This is a genomic window from Frondihabitans sp. PAMC 28766, assembly GCF_001577365.1.
Classification (GTDB): domain Bacteria; phylum Actinomycetota; class Actinomycetes; order Actinomycetales; family Microbacteriaceae; genus Frondihabitans.
The window spans coordinates 2,277,727-2,299,434 of sequence record NZ_CP014513.1 but is presented as its reverse complement, the minus strand read 5'-3'; the positions used below and the strand labels follow the sequence as shown (position 1 = coordinate 2,299,434).

General features: G+C 65.5%; 14 protein-coding genes and 3 rRNA genes. 4 read left to right on the top strand and 13 right to left on the bottom strand.

The window, feature by feature from the left end:
- Window positions 1-84: 84 nt before the first annotated feature.
- The 4 genes from AX769_RS11080 to AX769_RS11065 all read left to right on the top strand — a co-directional run bounded on the left by AX769_RS11080 (window position 85) and on the right by AX769_RS11065 (window position 5,575).
- Window positions 85-2,196 carry a beta-galactosidase gene (locus AX769_RS11080; RefSeq protein ID WP_066279199.1) on the top strand — a complete coding sequence of 704 codons (2,112 nt, stop codon included), beginning with the start codon at window positions 85-87 and terminating at the stop codon, window positions 2,194-2,196.
- Between the two features lie 47 nt (window positions 2,197-2,243).
- A complete protein-coding gene (locus AX769_RS11075) occupies window positions 2,244-3,602 on the top strand; it encodes an extracellular solute-binding protein (RefSeq protein WP_239451761.1) in 1,359 nt (452 codons plus the stop codon).
- Window positions 3,603-3,677: 75 nt separating this feature from the next.
- Window positions 3,678-4,646 carry a carbohydrate ABC transporter permease gene (locus tag AX769_RS11070; protein ID WP_066279196.1) on the top strand — a complete coding sequence of 323 codons (969 nt, stop codon included), beginning with the start codon at window positions 3,678-3,680 and terminating at the stop codon, window positions 4,644-4,646.
- Complete coding sequence (locus AX769_RS11065; protein ID WP_066279194.1) at window positions 4,643-5,575, top strand: carbohydrate ABC transporter permease; 933 nt, start codon at window positions 4,643-4,645, stop codon at window positions 5,573-5,575. The genes AX769_RS11070 and AX769_RS11065 overlap by 4 nt, the downstream gene beginning before the upstream one ends.
- Here AX769_RS11065 and recN read toward each other — a convergent pair.
- The 13 genes from recN to argH all read right to left on the bottom strand — a co-directional run bounded on the left by recN (window position 5,521) and on the right by argH (window position 21,705).
- On the bottom strand, window positions 5,521-7,308 hold the full coding sequence (recN, locus tag AX769_RS11060) for a DNA repair protein RecN (protein ID WP_082763743.1): 1,788 nt from the start codon (window positions 7,306-7,308) through the stop codon (window positions 5,521-5,523). The genes AX769_RS11065 and recN overlap by 55 nt on opposite strands.
- 13 nt (window positions 7,309-7,321) lie before the next feature.
- Complete coding sequence (locus AX769_RS11055; RefSeq protein ID WP_239451760.1) at window positions 7,322-8,221, bottom strand: NAD kinase; 900 nt, start codon at window positions 8,219-8,221, stop codon at window positions 7,322-7,324.
- Window positions 8,222-8,257: 36 nt separating this feature from the next.
- Window positions 8,258-9,082, bottom strand: a complete 825-nt coding sequence (locus tag AX769_RS11050; protein ID WP_066279185.1) for a TlyA family RNA methyltransferase — start codon at window positions 9,080-9,082, stop codon at window positions 8,258-8,260.
- Window positions 9,079-9,228, bottom strand: a complete 150-nt coding sequence (locus AX769_RS24695; protein WP_204249200.1) for a hypothetical protein — start codon at window positions 9,226-9,228, stop codon at window positions 9,079-9,081. The genes AX769_RS11050 and AX769_RS24695 overlap by 4 nt, the downstream gene beginning before the upstream one ends.
- A gap of 83 nt (window positions 9,229-9,311) precedes the next feature.
- Complete coding sequence (locus AX769_RS11045) at window positions 9,312-10,397, bottom strand: HAD-IIA family hydrolase (RefSeq protein ID WP_082763742.1); 1,086 nt, start codon at window positions 10,395-10,397, stop codon at window positions 9,312-9,314.
- Window positions 10,309-11,103 carry a hypothetical protein gene (locus AX769_RS23940; RefSeq protein WP_157887579.1) on the bottom strand — a complete coding sequence of 265 codons (795 nt, stop codon included), beginning with the start codon at window positions 11,101-11,103 and terminating at the stop codon, window positions 10,309-10,311. The genes AX769_RS11045 and AX769_RS23940 overlap by 89 nt, the downstream gene beginning before the upstream one ends.
- 1,036 nt (window positions 11,104-12,139) lie before the next feature.
- Window positions 12,140-12,256 (bottom strand): 5S ribosomal RNA (rrf, locus tag AX769_RS11035).
- A 208-nt stretch (window positions 12,257-12,464) separates the two neighbouring features.
- Window positions 12,465-15,594: ribosomal RNA gene (locus AX769_RS11030) — 23S ribosomal RNA — on the bottom strand.
- A 516-nt stretch (window positions 15,595-16,110) separates the two neighbouring features.
- Window positions 16,111-17,646 (bottom strand): 16S ribosomal RNA (locus AX769_RS11025).
- The 16S, 23S and 5S rRNA genes sit together here, the layout of an rRNA operon.
- A gap of 559 nt (window positions 17,647-18,205) precedes the next feature.
- Window positions 18,206-19,519, bottom strand: a complete 1,314-nt coding sequence (gene tyrS, locus AX769_RS11020; protein WP_066279182.1) for a tyrosine--tRNA ligase — start codon at window positions 19,517-19,519, stop codon at window positions 18,206-18,208.
- 9 nt (window positions 19,520-19,528) lie between these two features.
- Window positions 19,529-20,122: a DNA-3-methyladenine glycosylase gene (locus tag AX769_RS11015; RefSeq protein ID WP_066279178.1), complete on the bottom strand. Its 594-nt coding sequence runs from the start codon at window positions 20,120-20,122 to the stop codon at window positions 19,529-19,531.
- Window positions 20,123-20,134: 12 nt separating this feature from the next.
- Entirely contained in the window at window positions 20,135-20,260 is a 126-nt protein-coding gene (locus tag AX769_RS25710) for a hypothetical protein (RefSeq protein WP_255359394.1), read from the bottom strand.
- A complete protein-coding gene (argH, locus tag AX769_RS11010; RefSeq protein ID WP_066279176.1) occupies window positions 20,260-21,705 on the bottom strand; it encodes an argininosuccinate lyase in 1,446 nt (481 codons plus the stop codon). Before argH ends, AX769_RS25710 begins: the two co-directional genes overlap by 1 nt.
- Window positions 21,706-21,708 lie beyond the last annotated feature (3 nt).

The following is a 21,708-nucleotide window of genomic DNA, read 5'->3' as shown; positions in this document are numbered from 1 at the left end:
TCACTCAGCAGTTACCGGTAACAGCACATCTGTCGCCGATTGTTACCGCTAACGAATCCCACTCGACAATGGAGTCCCGCTGCAATGACGCACCCCGAAAACCCCGGCACGACGCCCGAGCGCTTCCTCTTCGGAGCCGCCTACTACCCGGAGTACCGCACCGAGCGGGACCCGGCCGACGACCTCGACCTGATGCAGCAGGCCGGCTTCACCGTGATCCGCGTCGGCGAGTCGGTCTGGTCGACCTGGGAGCCGAAAGACGGCGAGTTCGACCTCGAGTGGCTGCGCCCGACCCTCGACGCGGCACACGAGCGCGGCATCTCGGTGATCCTCGGAACCCCGACCTACGCCATTCCGCCGTGGCTGCAGACCCTGCACCCCGACCTGGCAGCCCACACGGCGACCGGTGTGCCGATGGGCTGGGGCGCGCGGCAGGAGATCGACTACGTCTCGCCCGTCTTCCGGCACTACGCCGAGCGGGTCATCCGCAAGGTCGTCGAGACGTACGCCTCGCATCCTGCCGTCGTCGGCTACCAGGTCGACAACGAGCCGGGTCTCGTGCTCTTCCACAACGACCACGTCTTCCACGGCTTCACAGATCGCCTGCGCGAGAAGTTCGGCACGCCCGAGGCGCTCACCGAGGAGTGGGGCCTGACCTACTGGTCGCACCGGCTCACCTCGTTCGACGACCTCTGGCGGCCCGACAACAATTCCTTCCCGCAGTACGACCTCGAATGGCGCCGCTACCAGGCCGACCTCACGAACGACTTCATCCACTGGCAGGCCGGGATCGTCCGCGAATACTCGACCCCCGACCAGTTCGTCACCACCTGCATCGCCTACCCGCGCCCCGCGCAGGACGACGTCAGCCTCGTCCGCGAGCTCGACGTCGTCGCCGGCAACCCGTACTACGACATGCAGGACGGCCTCGACCTGCTCGCCCCCGAGGTGGCACCGATCGGCTTCGCGGTCTCCGGCGTCGGCCGCTTCTTCCGTCAGGCCGACCGGATGTGGTCGGGCAAGCACGAGCGCTTCCTCGTCACCGAGACCGACGCGCAGTCGATCGGCGGTCACGCCTACAACCTGCCGCCCTACCCGGGGCAGCTCAAGCAGGCAGGGTTCGGCTTCGCCGCGCGCGGCGCGAAGATGGTCGAGTACTGGCACTGGCAGACGCTCAACCACGGCTTCGAGACGTACTGGGGTGGGGTGCTCCCCCACAGCGGCAAGCCCGGCCGCGTCTACGACGAGCTCAGCGGCCTCGGCCACGCCCTCGCCGCGGTGGGCCCGAGCCTTGCCGGCTACGTGCCCGACGCCGACGTCGCGCTGCTCTTCTCGAACGCCAGCAAGTGGGCGCTCGAGTACTTCCCTCCTCTCGCGTCGCCCGACGGCCACGGCGACCCGGCGTCGTACCAGCGCATCTTCGACGCCTTCCACTCCGGCGTCGTCGAGTCCGACCGCCAGTCCGTCATCGTCAACGACACCCAGCTCGGCGAGCTCGACCCCGCCGACTACGCCCGGCTGCACCCGGTGCTCGTCGTGCCGGCGCTCTACGTCTCGGAGGATGCGACGCTCGATTGGCTGCGCGACTACGTCGAATCGGGCGGCCACCTCGTGCTCGGCATCCGCTCGGCCTACGCCGACGAAAAGGCACGCGCGCGCAAAGAGGTCGCGCCGCCGCAGTTCACCGACCTCGCCGGCGTCTCCTACGCGGAATACACGAACCTCCGCACCCCACTGGCACTCGTCGGCGGCGCCGCAGGCTTCACGCTCTCGCCCGACGCCCACGCGACCGAGTGGGCCGACGGCCTGATCGTCGACGACGCCGAGGTGCTCGCCATCTACGACCACCCCGAGATCGGCCGTTTCCCGGCAATCACGACGAAGGCCTCAGGATCGGGACGCGTAACGTACGTGGGCACCGTGCCCAACGCCACCCTGGCCCGAGACCTGGCCGAGTGGCTCGTCCCCGACCCGAAGTCGGCCACCTGGGTCACGCACCCGGCCGGCCGTGTCACGACGGTCTCCGGTCTCGCCGACCGCGGCCGCATCCGGTTCGTCTTCAACTGGTCGCGCGACGAGGTGTCACTGACTGTCCCGACCGATGTGGTCGACCTCGAGTCGGGCGACGACGTCGCCGCCGGCACCGCCCTGACGCTCGGCGCACGCGACGTGCGCGTCTTCGCCGAGGCCCTCTGATCCTGCGATCCGCCCTTTCCGCTCCACCACCAACAGAAGGAAGTGAAATGCGTTCCACCACAGCAAGGCGCATCATGACGGCCGGCGCTGCTGCCGCCGCCATGTCGCTGCTCGTCGCGGGCTGCTCGTCGTCGTCGACGGGCGGCACGACCAGCACGAAGCCAGTGTCGGCTTCAGACGTCTCGAAGGCCATGAACACCCCCACCACCCTGAACTTCTGGACGTGGCTGCCGAACGTCACCACCGAAGTGGCGATGTTCGAGAAGAAGTACCCGAAGATCAAGGTCAACGTGAACAACGTCGGCCAGGGCGCCGCCCAGTACACGAAGCTCACCAATGCGATCTCGGCCGGCAAGGGCCAGCCGGACGTCGCCCAGGTCGAGTACCAGTACCTGCCGCAGTTCGAGCTCACGAAGAGCCTCCTCGACCTGTCGCCCTACGGCGCCTCGAAGCTGAAGTCGTCGTTCTCGCCGTCGACCTGGAACCAGGTCACGCAGGGCTCGGCCGTCTACGGCATCCCGCAGGACTCGGGCCCGATGGGCGACCTGTACCGCGCCGACATCCTGAAGAAGGCCGGCATCACGACCCCGCCCGCCACCTGGGACGACTTCGCGAAGGATGCCGTGACGGTCAAGGCCAAGACGGGCAGCTATCTCACCGACCTGCCGCCGAACGACGCCGGCGCCTACATCGGCCTCCTCTGGCAGGCCGGCGTCAAGCCGTTCGAGTACTCCGGCGGCAAGAACGTCACGGTGAACCTCGACACCGCCACCGCCCAGAAGGTCGGCACCTACTGGAACGACCTGCTGCAGAAGGACCTCGTCGCGGTCGACCCGAACTTCACCACGCAGTGGTACCAGGGCCTCGACAAAGGCACCTACGCGTCGTGGCTCACGGCCGCATGGGGCCCCGTCTTCCTCCAGGGCGAGGCGAAGGACACCGCGGGTCTCTGGAAGGCCGCGCCGTTGCCGCAGTACAGCACCACCTCGAACGTCTCGGCCAACCTCGGCGGCTCGACCGACGCGGTGCTGAACTCGACGAAGAACCCGATCGCCGCCTACGAGCTGGCCAAGTTCATCAACACCGATCAGCAGAGCATCGAGACGCTCAACACCAAGCAGTCGCTCTACCCGCCGCAGACGAGCCTCTTGAACAGCGCCTCGTTCAAGGCCCAGGCGGCCCCGTTCTACGGCGGCCAGAAGGTCAACGCCCTGTTCGCCGACATCACGAACACCGTCGACCCGAACTTCGAGTGGCCGCCCTTCATGGCCTACGTCTACTCGAGCTTCAACAACACGCTCGGCAAGGCCATCGCCGACAAGACCGACCTGAACGCCGGGCTCTCGGCCTGGCAGAAGTCGATCGTGTCGTACGCCAAGGGCCAGGGCTTCACCGTCAAGCAGTAGCGACCTCGGGCAGGAGGCCGCGCGCCGGCCTCCTGCCCACCCCTTCTTCTCCGTCACCTCACGAAAGGCCCCATCGTGACGACTCCAGCGACCACCGTCGCAGCCTCTCGACCGGCCCGGTCGGCCCGCCTCGGCCGGCCCACGCGCCGACCCTCGAGCGACAAGCGTCGGCAGCACATCGCCGCCTACGTGCTCATCGCCCCCTTCTTCGTCGTCTTCGCGGCGATGCTCGTCGTGCCGCTGTTCTATTCGGGCTACCTCAGCCTCTTCCAGACCAAGCTCGTCGGCGGCACCTCGTTCGTCGGCATCGCCAACTACGTCCGCGCCTTCACCGACAGCCAGTTCCTCGGCGGTCTCGGGCGGATGGGGCTCTTCCTCGTCATCCAGGTGCCGGTCATGGTGTGCCTCGCGCTCTTCGTGGCCCTCGCCATCGACTCGGGTCGCGCTCGAGCCTCCACGGGTGCCCGCCTGCTGATCTTCATCCCGTACGCCGTGCCGGGCGTCGTCGCGACGCTCCTCTGGGGCTACATCTACGGCGCCGACTTCGGGCCGATCACGCAGCTCTTCCAGTTCTTCCACATCCATGCGCCCAACCTGTTGAGCAACGCGAACGTGCTGGGCTCGCTGATGAACATCGTCACGTGGGAGTTCGTCGGCTACAACATGATCATCATGTACTCGGCCCTCCGGTCGATCCCGACCGAGCTCTACGAGGCCGCCGAGATCGACGGCGCCGGCCAGTTCCGGATCGCCTGGAGCATCAAGATCCCGTCCATCCGTCCGGCGATCATGCTGACCGTGATCTTCTCGATCATCGGCACCTTCCAGCTGTTCAACGAGCCGCAGTTGCTCTCGTCGATCGCCCCCAACGCGATCTCGTCGTCCTACACGCCGAACCTCTACGCCTACACGCTGGCGTTCGTCAACCACGACGTGAACTACGCCGCCACCATCGCCTTCGCCTTGGGATTCGTCATCATGATCATCTCGTTCATCGTCCAGATCGCGCAGCAGCGCCAGCAGCGCCGAGGAGCCTCCGAATGAGCGCCACCGCAACCGACCATCCTGTCGTCTCGACCCCGAGGGCCGCGCGACCGTCGCTGCGCCGCCACAGCAAGGGCCGGGCAGGATCCCAGCGCAGCAAGCTCCTCACCGTCATCCTCTGGGTGATCGCGGCCTACTTCCTGCTCCCCCTGATCTGGCTCGTCATCTCGGCGACGAAAGACAACAGCGACCTGTTCTCGACCTTCGGGTACTGGTTCGGCCACTTCAACCTGATCGCCAACGTCGAGTCGCTGTCGACCTACCAGGGCGGCATCTTCTGGCACTGGATGCTCAACACACTATTCTACGCGATCGTGAGCGCGGTGCTGGCGGCCTTCTTCGCGACGGCAGCCGGTTACGCCTTCGCGAAGTACGCCTTCCCCGGGTCACGGGCGCTCTTCTACAGCGTGCTCGGCGCCATCATGATCCCGACGACCGCTCTGGCGATCCCGACGTTCCTGCTCTTCTCTCGGGCCGGCCTGACCGACACCCCGCTCGCGGTGATCCTGCCGTCGCTCGTCAGCCCCTTCGGCGTCTTTCTGATGAGCGTCTACGCGGCCGACGCCGTCGACACGAGCCTGATGGAGGCTGCCAGGATCGACGGTGCGGGCGAGTTCCGGATCTTCTTCCAAGTCGCCCTGCGACTGCTCGGCCCCGGCATCGTCACCGTTCTGCTGTTCGCCCTGGTCGCGACGTGGAACAACTACTTCCTGCCGCTGATCATGCTGAACACGCAGACGCTGTTCCCGCTGACGGTCGGGCTCTCGCAGTGGGAGGCGGCGTCGTCGTCGGGTGGCGGCGGCTCGCAGGCGCTGTTCTCGAGCGTCATCACCGGGTCGCTGATCTCGATCCTGCCGCTCGTCATCGCCTTCCTCTACCTGCAGCGCTTCTGGCAGAGCGGCCTGTCGACCGGCGGCGTCAAGGGCTGAGCACTGCGGGTATATCGCGGCGCGGCGTCGGGCTCAGGCTCGGGCCGCGCCGCCGCCATGTCGAGCAGCTCGCGCGCGTGCTCGAGCCCGCTCTCGCTGTCGGGCAGGCCGGAGAGCAGCCGTGCCATCTCGGCGACGCGCTCGTCGCCCTGCAGCTGCTGGACGCTCGACGCGGTGACCGCGCCCGAAGCGTCTTTGACCACGCGGAGGTGGTTCGTCGCGAAGGCGGCGACCTGCGCGAGGTGCGTCACCACGATCACCTGAGCGCGCTCGGCCAGCAAGGCGAGGCGCCGCCCGATTTCGATCGCGGCCGAGCCGCCGACTCCCGCGTCGACCTCGTCGAAGACGAACGTGGGAACGTCGCTCGAGGCGGCCATGACGACCTCGATCGCGAGCATCACGCGCGAGAGCTCACCGCCCGAGGCACCGCGACCGAGGGGCCGGGGCTCGCTGCCGGAGTGCGGCCGCAGCAACAGCTCGACGCGGTCGGCCCCCGACGTGCCGAGCTCGTCGCGCGGCGTCACCTCGACGACGAGCTCGGCGCCCGACATCGCGAGAGCGGTCAGCTCGTCGCTCACGCGCCGGGACAGGTCGGCCCCGGATGCCACGCGCAGCTCGGTCACGGCCGCTGCGGCCCGAATCGCCTGGGCCTCGTGCTCGCCGACCTCGCGTTCGAGCTGCTCGACCCGGTCGTCGTCGCCGTCCAGTTCCATCAGGCGGCGTGAACCGTCGTCGAGCAGCCGCACGGCGTCGTCGAGCGTCGGCCCGTACTTGCGGACGAGTGCGCCGAGATCGGCGCGGCGGGCCTGGACGGCCTCGAGCTCGCGCGACGAGTCGGCGTCCAGCGACCCGAGATAGCTCGACAGGCGGGACGAGGTCTCGGAGACCTGCGCGCTGACCTCTGCCAGCAGGTCGGCGATGGCCCGCAGCTCGGGGTCGTGCTGCGAGACGTGCTCGACCTGGCGGCGGGCCTCTTCGACCATCGTCAGCACGTCGGGCGCGCCCTCGAGGGCCTCGCTCGACAGCACCTCGTGGGCGAGGCCGGCGGCCAGCCGGAGGTCTTCGGCGTTGCTCAGCCGCTCGGCCGAGGCGTCGAGCTCGACGTCTTCGGCGGGCTGCGGGGCGACGGCCTCGATCTCGTCGATGGCGGCCCGGAGGGTCGCCGCCTCGGCCAACCGCGCGTCGCGGTCACCGGTGATCTCGTCGAGCTCGGCCTGCGCGGCCTTCCAGGCGTCGAACGCCGCCCGGTAGGCGGCAAGCGCCGCGGCCAGAGGCACTCCGCCGTGCGCATCGACCGCCGAACGCTGCGCCGACTGTGACTTCAGGCGGATCTGCTCGGACTGCCCGTGCACCACGACGAGGTGGTCGGCGAGGTCGCCCAGCACGCCGACCGGGGCGCTCCGGCCCCCGACGACGGCGCGGCTTCGGCCTTCGCTCGACACGATGCGGCTGAGGAAGAGCTCACCGTCGTCGACGTCGCCGCCGGCATCGCGCACGCGCTCGGCGACCGGCCCGTCGTCTGGGATGCTCCAGCGCCCGTCGACGACGGCCTGCGGGCTGCCCGAGCGCACGGCGCCGCCGTCGGCACGTTGGCCGAGCAGCAGACCCAGCGCCGACACGACCATGGTCTTGCCTGCGCCCGTCTCGCCGGTGACGGCCGTGAAGCCGGGGCCGAGGGGCAGCGACGCCTGGCCGATCACGCCGAGGTCTCGGATGGAGATGTCTTCGATCATGCGGCGACCTGCGTCATAGGCCGTCCGTCCGCGGGCTCTGCGGGCCGCGCCAGCCGGTGACGGGCAGGTGGAACTTCGCGACGAGCCGGTCGGTGAACGGCGCACGCCGCAAACGCGCGAGACGCACGGGCTTCTTCGAGCGGCGGGCGACGACACGAGCGCCGGGCTCGAGCGTGTGAGCCCGGCGGCCGTCGCACCAGAGCACACCCGAGCCGTCGGTGCGGCTGAGCACCTCGACGGCGAACGACGACTCGGGGCCGACCACGAGCGGCCGCGCGAAGAGCGCGTGCGCGCTCAGCGGCACCAGGATCATCGCATCGACCTCAGGCCACACGACCGGGCCACCGGCCGAGAAGTTGTAAGCCGTCGACCCGGTCGGCGTCGACATGACCACGCCGTCGCAGCCGAACGACGACAGCGGCCGGCCGTCGACCTCGATCACGACCTCGAGCATCCGCTCGCGGGCGGCCTTCTCGACGGTGGCCTCGTTGAGGGCCCACGTGCTGAAGACCCGCTTGCCGTCGACCAGTACGTCGACGTCGAGCGCGAAACGCTCCTCGACCTCGTAGTCGAAGACCAGCACGCGCTGCACCGTGTCGTGAAGGTCTTCGCGCTCGCTCTCGGCGAGGAACCCCACGTGCCCGAGGTTGACGCCGACGATCGGCGCCCGCGTGCCGCGGACGAGTTCGGCTGCCCGCAGGATGGTGCCGTCGCCGCCCAGCACGATCACCGATTCGATGTCGTCGATCGACACGTCTTCCGACAGGATCTCGACGCCGTCGAACTCGGGCTCGGCCGCACGGATGTCGTCGTACTCGTCACGGGGCAGCACGGGTGCAACCGCGACGGCCGACAGGAGGGCGCATACCTCGAGGGCGGCGTCGATGGAGTCGCGCCGGCCGGTGTGGGACACGATCAGGATGTGCCGCTGCTTGCTGGTGGTGATGGCTCACCCTCCTGTCATGTCGTCGACCCGTGTGATCCATTCTGTCGGATTCACGCCCCGCCCGGCCGCGAGATGGATGCTGTACTCGCGGTTGCCGTTCGTACCGACGATCGGCGACGGCGAGACCCCGAGGGTGCCGAGCCCCAAGTCGTGCGCCGCCCAGAGCACACCGGTGACCGCGTCGGCCCGCAGCCGCTGGTCGTGCACGATGCCCTCGCGGATGCCCTGGCGACCCACCTCGAACTGCGGCTTGACGAGCAGCACGAAGTCGGCGCCGGCCGGCACGCTCGCGACCAGCGCCGGAAGCACCAGGGGCAGCGAGATGAACGAGAGGTCGCCGACGACCAGATCGATGTCGGCTCGGGCCGGCGCGAGCGAGGTGAGCTGCTCGGCCGTGAGATAGCGGGCGTTGACGCCTTCGACAGTCGTCACCCGCGAGTCGCTGCGGATCGCGGGGGCGAGCTGCGCGTGGCCCACGTCGAGGGCCACGACCGACGAGGCGCCGCGCTCGAGCAGCACCTGCGTGAAGCCGCCGGTCGAGGCGCCCACGTCGAGAGCGGCCCGGCCGCGCGGGTCGACCCCGAACTCGTCGAGCGCGCCCACGAGCTTATGGGCCGCGCGGCTGACGTAGTGGTCGAGCCCCGCGACCTCGATGGTCTGCGACGCGCGCGTCGGCGACGAGGCCTTGAGCACGGGCCGGCCGTCGACCGTCACGAGGCCGTCGGCCAGGATGCGATGGGCGTGGGTTCGCGATCGGGCCAGACCTCGCGAGGTGAGCGCGACGTCGAGCCGCTCTGCGCCACCGGCCGCCGGAGAGTCAGAACTCAACGCGCGGTGGACCCGGGGTCGTCGAGAGCGGCACGCAGCTCGTCGTGGATCTGCGCGAACGCGGTCGCACGCTGATCGAGCGGCTGCCCGTCGATGACGTTCAGCCGCGAGATCAGCCCGTCGACCGTGTCGTTGTCTTCTGCCATGATCAAGCCACACTAACGGAGGCCGCCGACAGCGGCGGTCGACTCTCCACAGGCTCGCGAGCCGACCTCCCTCGCGTGCAGCCCTACTTCTCGTACAGGCCCGAGTCGACGTCGAGCCCCCAGATCATCAGACCGCTCCCCCACACGGCAGCCGCCCCCGCTCGCAGCAGGTCGGTCGGCGAGGTGCCCGCCTCGACGATCACCACGCGGTTGCCACGCAGTGCGACGCTGGAGGCGCCGACCGTGAACACACGAGCGCCCTGTGATCCTGCGCTCTCGGTCGTCGCGGGGTACTCCTCGTGGAGCTGACGCAGGTCTTCCAGGACGAAGTCGGGTCGGCTGCCTTCGGGGGCCGCGAGCACCTGCTTGGCCTTGTCGATGCCCGTCAGCACGAGCACGGAGGGGATGCCGGCCTTGTTTGCTCCGACGACGTCGGTGTCGAGACGGTCGCCGATGAAGATCGGGTGCTTCGCACCGAAGCGCTCGACCGCGGCGTCGAAGATCGCCTTCTCGGGCTTGCCGGCGACGGTCGGCAGCTTGCCGACGGCAGTGTGCACGGCCGAGACCAGCGTGCCGTTGCCGGGGGCGATGCCGCGCTCCTGCGGGATCGTCCAGTCCTGGTTCGTCGCCACCCACGGGATGTCTTCGGCGAGGGCGAACGAGGCCTCCGCGAGGTCCTTCCAGCCGACCTCGGGTGCGAATCCCTGCACGACGGCGGCCGGCTTGTCGTCGGCCGACCGCACCACTTCGAATCCTGCCGACTCGACAACGCTCGTCAGCCCGTCGCCGCCGACCACGAGGATCGACGAGCCCTTCGGTACCAGGTCGACGAGAAGGCGGATCGCCGCCTGCGGAGACGTGACGACGTCGTCGCCCGAGACCGTCAGCCCGAAGCCGCTCAGCTGCGCGGCGACGGTCTCGGCCGTGCGCGAGGCGTTGTTGGTGATGTAGCCGATGCGGATGTGCTCGGCCGCCTGATTGAGGCTCTCGACGGCGTGCGGGACGGCGTTGCGCCCTGTGTAGACCACACCGTCCAGATCCGTCAAGATGACGTCGACGCCATCGAGCAGGCGGCGCGACTCACTCGCGGGGCTCGTCGCCTTCGTCGGACTCTTCGGGTTCTCCGGGCGCTGCGGGCTCGTCGGGCTCGTCGGGCTCGTCGGGCTCATCGCCGAGCTCGGCTGCGGGCTCGCCGTCTCCGCTGAGCTCGTCGTCGAGGGCGACGTCGTCTCCGTCGAACCCTTCGAGCTCTTCTTCCACGATCTCGACAGTTTCACGGTCCTCCTCGATGTCCAGGGTGTTCAGTGCCGCACGGGCCCGGCGGGCCAGGGCGAACCAGTCGGCCGCCTCGTCGGCGCGCTCGAGCTCTTCGAGCACGGTGCCGTAGGCGTCGAAGAGGTCGGGGCTGTAACCGTAGGCGCGGGTGCGATCCAGCTGCGGAATCTCGAGCTCGCGGAGAGCGACGTCCGTCTGGCCGAGGTCGAGCCGCGCACCCGACATGGCGATCGCGAGCGACACCCGCACCGGCACCTCGAGCGTCTCGATGTCGACCGAGCGGCCGAGCTCGAGAGCACGATCCGGGCGCTCGAGACCACGCTCACTGTCGACCATGAGAGGCAGTTGGTCGTTGCGGCCCGAGATGCGGCGGTAGGTGCGCAGTTCGCGCAGCGTCAACGCGTAGTCCTCGAGGGCGTAGGCAGTGATGGCTATCGTCTCGCGGACGACGGCGATGCGGCCGGCGCGACGACCGGCAGCCTGGGCGTGCTGGTGAGCGAGCGCAGGATCCTCGTCGATCACCTGCCCTGCCATCACGAGGTGACGCGCCACGAAGTCGGCGTTCTCTTTGCTCAGTGTCTTCAGCTCGGCGCGGGCCACCTTGTCGAGCTGCCGCGGTTCGATCTCGTCGGGCAGGTGCGGCTCGAACTGCCGGGGTCGGACGGAGCGCAGGCCCAGCGGGTCACGGTCCTCCCACTGCCCTCCGCCGTCGCGAGAGTCACGGCCCGAACGCGAGCCGCGATCGGAGCCGGGCCGGTCCGAGCCGGGCCGTTCGGAGCGGGGGCCGCCTGAGCGCGGGGAGCCGCTTCGCGGACGGTCGTAGCCGGGACGGTCGTAGCCGGGGCGGTCGCCGTCAGAGCGACCCGTCCCAGGGCGGTCGCCGTTGGGGCGGCCCGTTGAAGGTCGACCTGTGCCGGGGCGACTCGTCGGCGGACGCCCGCCGCTCGCGCGGTCGTCACGGGGACGGCTGCCAGACGGACGATCGGAAGCCGGCCGGCCGCGCTGCGGTCGACCCTCCTCGGGACGGTCACGGTAGCCACCGCGTGGCGCGCCCGAGGGGCCGTCTCCGCGGGGAGGGCGTGACGATGCCGGGCGGTCGCCGGAGGGACGGCCGTTGGCGGGGCGATCCTGCCACGGGCGCGCAGGTCGGTCGGACCCTCCCCTGGGCGGCCGAGGGCTCCATGTGCGCTCCCCCCCTCGGTCGTTGCGGTCGCCCGGGCGCCGGTCGTCGCCACCGCGGTTGTCGCCACCGCGGTTGTCGCCACCGCGGTTGTAGGGCGGTCGGCTGCCGCGTGCCGGCGAACCGTCGCGGCCGGGTCGACCACCGTCTGGTCTCTCACCACGGCCACGTGCGGGCCCGCTGTCACCCCTATTGCTGTCGGATCCGCCGTCGCGGTCGCGCGGACGCTTCTCGTTGTCGTCATCGCGATCGCTCACGGGGTGCTCCTCAAAATCTGTGGGCGCACGGTCGGCCGTGCGTCGATGTCTGCCGGGGTGCCGATGGTCGTCGGCGGGGCCTGCTGTGGTGTTGTCCCCACAGACTAACAGGCCGTCTCAACGGCGCTTAAACGCAGAAAAGGCCACCCGTGTGGGGTGGCCTTTGCTGGTGCTGCACCAGTTGGTGGAGCGAAGGTGAGTCCGGCGGTGTCCTACTCTCCCACAAGGTCCCCCTTGCAGTACCATCGGCGCTGAGAGTCTTAGCTTCCGGGTTCGGAATGTGACCGGGCGTTTCCCTCTCGCTATGGCCGCCGAAACACTAGGTCGTAACGTGCGCGGTGCGCCGGTACGAAGTCTGTGTTCCAGGCTGCGTCGTTCACACGACACATAGCTCTGTCTTCTGTTGTATTTTCTGATTCTGTTGTGTTTTCTGTTCCGTGCAACGGTCGGTCCGACCGTTTTCCGGGAACCACATAGTGGACGCGAACATCACCGCCCAACCCGCAGAACGAAGGGGTTGGGGTGTTGTCAAGTTATCGGCTTATTAGTACCGGTCAGCTCCACGAGTCGTTAGTCCTCGCTTCCACATCCGGCCTATCAACCCAGTAGTCTAGCTGGGAGCCTCTCCCCCCGAAGGGGATGGAAATCTCATCTCGAAGCCGGCTTCCCGCTTAGATGCTTTCAGCGGTTATCCGTTCCGAACGTAGCTAATCAGCGGTGCTCTTGGCAGAACAACTGACACACCAGAGGTTCGTCCATCCCGGTCCTCTCGTACTAGGGATAGATCTTCTCAAATTTCCTACGCGCGCAGCGGATAGGGACCGAACTGTCTCACGACGTTCTAAACCCAGCTCGCGTACCGCTTTAATGGGCGAACAGCCCAACCCTTGGGACCTACTCCAGCCCCAGGATGCGACGAGCCGACATCGAGGTGCCAAACCATGCCGTCGATATGGACTCTTGGGCAAGATCAGCCTGTTATCCCCGAGGTACCTTTTATCCGTTGAGCGACAGCGCTTCCACAAGCCACTGCCGGATCACTAGTCCCGACTTTCGTCCCTGCTCGACTTGTCAGTCTCACAGTCAAGCTCCCTTGTGCACTTACACTCGACACCTGATTGCCAACCAGGTTGAGGGAACCTTTGGGCGCCTCCGTTACTTTTTAGGAGGCAACCGCCCCAGTTAAACTACCCACCAGGCACTGTCCCAGAACCGGATCACGGTTCGTAGTTAGATATCCAAAGTGACCAGAGTGGTATTTCAACAATGACTCCACCCGAACTAGCGTCCGAGCTTCACCGTCTCCCACCTATCCTACACAAGCCACTCCGAACACCAATACCAAGCTGTAGTAAAGGTCACGGGGTCTTTCCGTCCTGCTGCGCGTAACGAGCATCTTTACTCGTAGTGCAATTTCGCCGAGTTCGCGGTTGAGACAGCTGGGAAGTCGTTACGCCATTCGTGCAGGTCGGAACTTACCCGACAAGGAATTTCGCTACCTTAGGATGGTTATAGTTACCACCGCCGTTTACTGGGGCTTAAATTCTCAGCTTCGCCTTGCGGCTAACCGTTCCTCTTAACCTTCCAGCACCGGGCAGGCGTCAGTCCGTATACATCGTCTTGCGACTTGGCACGGACCTGTGTTTTTAGTAAACAGTCGCTTCCCACTGGTCTCTGCGGCCTTTCCCGCTCCCGGAGTAAATCCGTTCACGGTTCCGGCCCCCCTTCTCCCGAAGTTACGGGGGCATTTTGCCGAGTTCCTTAACCACGATTCTCTCGATCTCCTTGGTATTCTCTACCTGACCACCTGAGTCGGTTTGGGGTACGGGCAGCTAGAACCTCGCGTCGATGCTTTTCTCGGCAGCATAGGATCACTGAATTCCCCCAATCGGGGTACGCATCGGATCTCAAGCATCATTGACGACGGATTTGCCTATCGTCAGCCCTACATCCTTACACCAGGTTCACCTTACGGATACCATCGCCTGGCTCAGCTACCTTCCTGCGTCACACCTGTTAATACGCTAAACGCACCAGCATGGGGTCGAGCGTTAGACCGGCCGGCATCACCCCGAAGGGATCCACTCAGCCGGGTTAGGACTCTTAGCACCACTGGATTATCTTGGGCGGTTCTTCGCCGGTACGGGAATATCAACCCGTTGTCCATCGACTACGCCTGTCGGCCTCGCCTTAGGTCCCGACTTACCCAGGGCGGATTAGCCTGGCCCTGGAACCCTTGGTCTTTCGGAGGACGGGTTTCTCACCCGTCTTTCGCTACTCATGCCTGCATTCTCACTCGTGTAGCGTCCACGGCTGGTTTCCACCGCCGCTTCACTCGCCACACGACGCTCTCCTACCACTCCGTACGACTGGACCACGAAGGCCTGTCAAAAATACGAAATCTACAACTTCGGTGGTGTGCTTGAGCCCCGTTACATTGTCGGCGCGGAATCACTTGACCAGTGAGCTATTACGCACTCTTTCAAGGGTGGCTGCTTCTAAGCCAACCTCCTGGTTGTCTCTGCAACTCCACATCCTTTCCCACTTAGCACACGCTTAGGGACCTTAGTTGGTAGTCTGGGTTGTTTCCCTCTCGACGATGAAGCTTATCCCCACCGTCTCACTGCTGCGCTCTCACTTACCGGCATTCGGAGTTTGGCTGACGTCAGTAAGCTTTTGGGCCCCATCGGCCATCCAGTAGCTCTACCTCCGGCAAGAAACACGCAACGCTGCACCTAAATGCATTTCGGAGAGAACCAGCTATCACGAAGTTTGATTGGCCTTTCACCCCTATCCACAGCTCATCCCCTCCATTTTCAACTGAAGTGGGTTCGGTCCTCCACGACGTCTTACCGTCGCTTCAACCTGGCCATGGATAGATCACTTCGCTTCGGGTCTAGGACATGCGACTGAATCGCCCTATTCAGACTCGCTTTCGCTACGGCTACCCCTCACGGGTTAACCTCGCCACATATCGCTAACTCGCAGGCTCATTCTTCAAAAGGCACGCTGTCACCCCTACTAAGGAGGCTCCAACGGTTTGTAAGCAAACGGTTTCAGGTACTATTTCACTCCCCTCCCGGGGTACTTTTCACCTTTCCCTCACGGTACTTGTCCGCTATCGGTCATCTGGGAGTATTTAGGCTTATCAGGTGGTCCTGACAGATTCACACGGGATTTCTCGGGCCCCGTGCTACTTGGGATCCACGTCCAGCCAGCAACACCATTTCGGCTACGGGGTTGGCACCCTCTATGACCCGGCTTTCAATCCGGTTCGCCTATAATGCGCTGTAACTGCTCCTGTCCGGCAGAACAGGACGACATGTCCCACAACCCCGACCATGCAACGACCGCCGTCTATCACACATGACCGGTTTAGCCTCTTCCGATTTCGCTCGCCACTACTCACGGAATCACTGTTGTTTTCTCTTCCTGTGGGTACTGAGATGTTTCACTTCCCCACGTTCCCTCTACCCGCCCTATATATTCAGGCGGGAGTCACCAGGTACGCACGCGCCCTAGCGGGGTTTCCCCATTCGGAGACCCTCGGATCACAGCTCGATTATCAGCTCCCCGAGGCTTATCGCAGATTTCTACGTCCTTCTTCGGCTCCAGATGCCAAGGCATCCACCGTTTGCTCTTAAAAACTTGACCACAAAGAACCACGCCACAACGCACCCCCGAAGAGGCCCGACATGACGCGGTAAATCAGTGTTATCTCGTTACCCCAACAGACACGCTGCTGGGGAAGAAATTGCACTCACATACTCACCTCACTCCAGACCCGAAAGCCTGTCGCCGGCAAGCACATAAGATGCTCGCGTCCACTGTGTAGTTCTCAAAAAACCGGCGGACCCAGGAACAACCGGCAATAAATGCCCTCGAACCTGGTCCGTCAGAGGAGTTCAACCAAACAACTGCTCTACGCAGCCGGCTGGTTCGGTCCCTCAGGACCCAACAACGTGCACGCCCCCAAACACCCAGCCTCACACCGTTCCAAACCCCCGAAGAAGCCGTACTAAGCACAAGACCTTCGCTTCGAAGGCCACTGTCAATGTTCCACCCATGAGCGCCACCCACAGACATTCGCTGCAGTGTGACTTGACCAGTTGATCCCCGTGACTGGATGTACGCAAAGTACAGTCCGCGGGGCTGGTGCATGCTCCTTAGAAAGGAGGTGATCCAGCCGCACCTTCCGGTACGGCTACCTTGTTACGACTTAGTCCTAATCACCGATCCCACCTTCGACAGCTCCCTCCCACAAGGGGTTGGGCCACCGGCTTCGGGTGTTACCGACTTTCATGACTTGACGGGCGGTGTGTACAAGGCCCGGGAACGTATTCACCGCAGCGTTGCTGATCTGCGATTACTAGCGACTCCGACTTCATGAGGTCGAGTTGCAGACCTCAATCCGAACTGAGACCGACTTTTTGGGATTCGCTCCACCTTACGGTATTGCAGCCCTTTGTATCGGCCATTGTAGCATGCGTGAAGCCCAAGACATAAGGGGCATGATGATTTGACGTCATCCCCACCTTCCTCCGAGTTGACCCCGGCAGTCTCCTATGAGTTCCCACCATAACGTGCTGGCAACATAGAACGAGGGTTGCGCTCGTTGCGGGACTTAACCCAACATCTCACGACACGAGCTGACGACAACCATGCACCACCTGTATACCGACCTTGCGGGGCGACCATCTCTGGACGTTTCCGGTATATGTCAAGCCTTGGTAAGGTTCTTCGCGTTGCATCGAATTAATCCGCATGCTCCGCCGCTTGTGCGGGCCCCCGTCAATTCCTTTGAGTTTTAGCCTTGCGGCCGTACTCCCCAGGCGGGGAACTTAATGCGTTAGCTGCGACACAGAAACCGTGGAATGGCCCCTACATCTAGTTCCCAACGTTTACGGCATGGACTACCAGGGTATCTAATCCTGTTCGCTCCCCATGCTTTCGCTCCTCAGCGTCAGTTACGGCCCAGAGATCTGCCTTCGCCATCGGTGTTCCTCCTGATATCTGCGCATTCCACCGCTACACCAGGAATTCCAATCTCCCCTACCGCACTCTAGTCTGCCCGTACCCACTGCAGGCTGGGGGTTGAGCCCCCAGATTTCACAGCAGACGCGACAAACCGCCTACGAGCTCTTTACGCCCAATAATTCCGGACAACGCTTGCACCCTACGTATTACCGCGGCTGCTGGCACGTAGTTAGCCGGTGCTTTTTCTGCAGGTACCGTCACTCAGAATAAATTCATTCGCTTCTTCCCTACTAAAAGAGGTTTACAACCCGAAGGCCGTCATCCCTCACGCGGCGTTGCTGCATCAGGCTTTCGCCCATTGTGCAATATTCCCCACTGCTGCCTCCCGTAGGAGTCTGGGCCGTGTCTCAGTCCCAGTGTGGCCGGTCACCCTCTCAGGCCGGCTACCCGTCGTCGGCTTGGTGAGCCATTACCTCACCAACTACCTGATAGGCCGCGAGTCCATCCTTGACCAAAAAATCTTTCCACCCCCAACCGATGCCGGTAGGGGTCATATCCGGTATTAGACGTCGTTTCCAACGCTTATCCCAGAGTCAAGGGCAGGTTACTCACGTGTTACTCACCCGTTCGCCACTAATCCCCCCAGCAAGCTGGGGATCATCGTTCGACTTGCATGTGTTAAGCACGCCGCCAGCGTTCGTCCTGAGCCAGGATCAAACTCTCCGTAAAAGAAAAACACCACCACCCACCCAAAAGCAGATGGCAGCAAGTTTGATGCTGACCAAAAGAACAAAACAATCTGACGATTGTTGTCCATTCAATCTCAAAGAAACCCAACACCCAGACACCACAACTCCAAAGGAGAAACAGTAAACCCAGATGCCGAGGTATAAATTGGCATTTGACAATGTGCACGCTGTTGAGTTCTCAAGGACCAAACGCACCCCAAACCCACCCTGACCAGCAGGACTTCGTCGGAGGCAACTTTGAAACCTTATCCACCCTGTCGGGCCCTGTCAAACCGTGTGAAACACGATGTCCGACTAGACTTCCGCTGGCCCAAAGGCCGTCAGCATCTGGTGTGAACCAGAGGGTGAAGACTTGCAATCCTACTCACAACCCCTTCGACTCACAAGTGAGGAAGAAGGGAGAGGATGTCCCCGCTTGAGGCCCGGGCTTGCCGTTCCTTTGGGGTGACAGGTAGAAACAATACGGGCGGCCCGGGGTCGGGGCAAATCCTGCTCGCATCCCGGGCGTGTCGCATCCTGACCGCCCGGAATCGCGCGGGTCAGGGGGCGAGGGTGACGCCGGCCAGGGTCTTCTTGCCTCGCCGCAGCACTGCGTGCCCACCACCGAGAACGAGACTAGAGATCGGAGTCGCCTCGTCAGATACTCGCTCGTTGTTGACGTAGACGCCGCCCTCGGCGGCGGCACGGCGAGCTGCGCCCAGGGACGCGACCAACCCCGTGGCCACCAGGGCCTGCGACACCGTCGTCGTCGCATCGATCGATGCGTGCGGCAACTCGGCGATCGCCGCTTCGAGCACGTCGACCGGCAGCACGGCGAGGTCGCCCTGCCCGAACAGCGCAGCCGAGGCATCGATGGCAGCCTGCGCCGCCTCGGCTCCGTGCACCAGTGCGGTCACCTCGAGGGCGAGTCGCTTCTGGGCTTCACGCGCGAACGGTCGTGACTCCACCGCCGAGGCGAGCTCGTCGATCTCGGCACGGCTCAAGAACGTGAAGATCTTGAGCCGCTCGATCACATCGGCATCGTCGGAGTTGAGCCAGAACTGGTAGAACGCGTACGGCGATGTCATCGACGGGTCGAGCCAGATGGCGTTGCCTTCGCTCTTGCCGAACTTCGTGCCGTCGGAGTTGGTGATCAGCGGCGTTCCGATGGCATGCACGGACACCCCCTCGGACCGCCGGATCAGCTCGGTGCCACTCGTGAGGTTGCCCCACTGGTCGCTGCCCCCGGTCTGCAGCACGCAGTCGTAGGCGCGGTAGAGCTCTCGGTAGTCGAGCCCCTGCAGGATCTGGTAGCTGAACTCGGTGTAGCTGATGCCCGCGTCCGAGTTCAGCCGCGCACTGACGGCGTCTTTCTTGATCATGGTGTTCACACGGAAGTTCTTGCCGATGTCACGTAAGAACTCGATGGCGCTGAGCGGTTCGGTCCAGTCGAGGTTGTTGACCACCCGGAGGCCGTTGTGGCCCGACGGTTCGAGGAACTTCGTCACGTGCACCCGGATGCGCTCGACCCATTCGGCCGTCTGCTCGCGAGTCTTCAACGTGCGCTCTGCCGTGGGCCGCGGATCGCCGATGAGGCCGGTCGAGCCGCCGACGAGACCCAACGGTTTGTGGCCGGCGAGTTGCAGGCGCCGCATCAGGAGCAGCTGCACGAGGTTGCCGAGGTGCAGGCTCGGCGCTGTCGGGTCGAATCCGCAGTAGAACGTGATCGGGTCGCCGCCGAGCAGCTCGCGCAGAGCCTCCGCATCGGTCGAGACGTGCACCAGCCCGCGATACACGATCTCGTCCCAGACGTTGTCGAAGGTCGGATCGTTCGCTTGGGAGGCCAGGATGTCGGCCGTCGTCTGACTCGTCACACCGTGAGTTTACCGGGGGCGACGGCGAACGGTGGCCGGGCGGTAGGGCGAGACCGTCGGGTCGTCGAGGAAGAATCGCCAGGAGTACGCGTCGGTGCCCGCGTGACCGGACACACCGACTCGCGGCCCTGTCAGAATCCTGTCGCTGGGACGCGTCGGGAACAGCAGCGAGAACGGGGGCGTCGACACCGACGAGCCGTCGTCGCCGAGCGAGACGCCGAGCACGGTGCCCAGGCGGCCGGGGCCCCGGGCCAGGTCGACGTCGCCGCGGGAGGCGGGCCGGCGCGAGCGCGCGACCTCCAGCCCGTCGACGACCTCGCCGGCTCGGAGCAGAACGCCAGAGGGCGAACCGACCGGCCCGCAGACGATGTTGACGCAGCGGTGGATGCCGTACGACAGGTAGACGTAGAGCGTGCCGGGAGGGCCCCACATGCTGCGCGTGCGCGGGGTCGGGCCTCGGTGCGCGTGCGACCCGGGATCCTGCCCCTCGCCCGCGTACGCCTCGACCTCGGTGAGCCGGATCGCGACCGGGCCCGCCCGGAAGACCGCCCCGAGCAGCGACGGGGCTGCCTCGGGGGCCGGGCGGGCCAGCGGGTCGATCATGAAGCTGCGGCTCTAGAAGAACTTCTGGCCGGTCGCGACCGTGTAGATGATCGCGCCGACCACCACGACGATGGCGACCACCAGGATCGTCCAGAACAGCCACGGGCGGTGCTGCGACTGCCGGCGCTCGCGAGCCATCAGCGCACCGCCTGCGGGTCGAGGGCGCTCACCAGGTCGCGCACTCGCGCCGTGAGAGCGGCCAGCTGCTCGGCGACTCGCACCGGCGCAGTGCCTCCGACACCGTCGCGGCTCGCCACGGCACCCTCGATCGTCAGGACCGCGCGGACACCCGGTGTCAGGTGCGGCGAGACCGACAGGTACTGGTCGTCGGTCGGCTCGTCGAGGTCGAGGTCGTTCTGCTCGCAGAACTGAACCAGCGACCCGCTGATCTCGTGGGCGTCCCGGAAGGGCACGCCCTGCTTGACCAGCCACTCGGCCACGTCTGTCGCGAGCGAGAAGCCCTGCGGGGCCAGCGCCGCCATGCGATCGACGTCGAACTCGAGGGTCGCCACCATGCCGGCGAAGGCGGGCAGCAGCACCTCGAGTTGCGTGACCGTGTCGAACACCGGCTCTTTGTCTTCTTGGAGATCCCGGTTGTACGCCAACGGCAACCCCTTGAAGGTGGCCAGGAGGCCGGTCAGGTTGCCGATGAGACGCCCCGACTTGCCGCGCGCGAGCTCGGCGATGTCGGGGTTCTTCTTCTGCGGCATGATCGACGACCCGGTCGAGAAACCGTCGTGCAACCGCACGAAGCCGAACTCGCGAGTGTTCCAGAGGATGATCTCTTCGGCCAGGCGCGACAGGTCGATGCCGATCGACGCGGTGACGAAGGCGAACTCGGCGACGACGTCGCGACTCGCGGTGGCGTCGATGGAGTTCTCGGTCGTGCGGGCGAAGCCGAGCTCGCGGGCGACGAGCGCAGGATCCAGACCCAGCGACGATCCGGCCAGCGCACCCGAGCCGTACGGCGAGGCGGCCGCGCGAGCCTGCCAGTCGCGCAGGCGCTCGAGGTCGCGCACCAGGGGCCAGGCGTGGGCTAGGAGGTGATGCGCCAGGAGGACCGGCTGGGCGTGCTGCAGGTGGGTGCGGCCGGGCATGATCGCGCGATCGTGTGTCGTCGCCTGGCTCACGATCGCGTCGATGACGCCGACGACGAGGTGCGCGATCACTCGGCCGTGATCGCGCAGATACATGCGCACGAGCGTGGCGATCTGGTCGTTACGGCTACGGCCGGCGCGGAGCTTGCCGCCGAGCTCGGGCCCGGCGATCGTGACCAGGTGCCGCTCGAGTGCCGAGTGCACGTCTTCGTCGGACTCGGCGGCGGAAATGCTGCCGTCGAGGACGCCCTGCTCGAGCGAGTCGAGCGCGGCGAGCATGCCCGCGAGCTCGTCGTCGGTCAGATAGCCGGCGGAGGCCAGGGCCTTCGCGTGGGCTCGGGAGCCCGCGATGTCGTAGGGCGCCAGCTGCCAGTCGAACTGCGTCGACTTCGAGAGGGCCTGCAGCTCGAGGCTGGGGCCGGAGGCGAACCGGCCGCCCCACAGGGCGCCAGCCTCGGCCGCGCGGGACGGAGTGTTGTCGGCCATGGC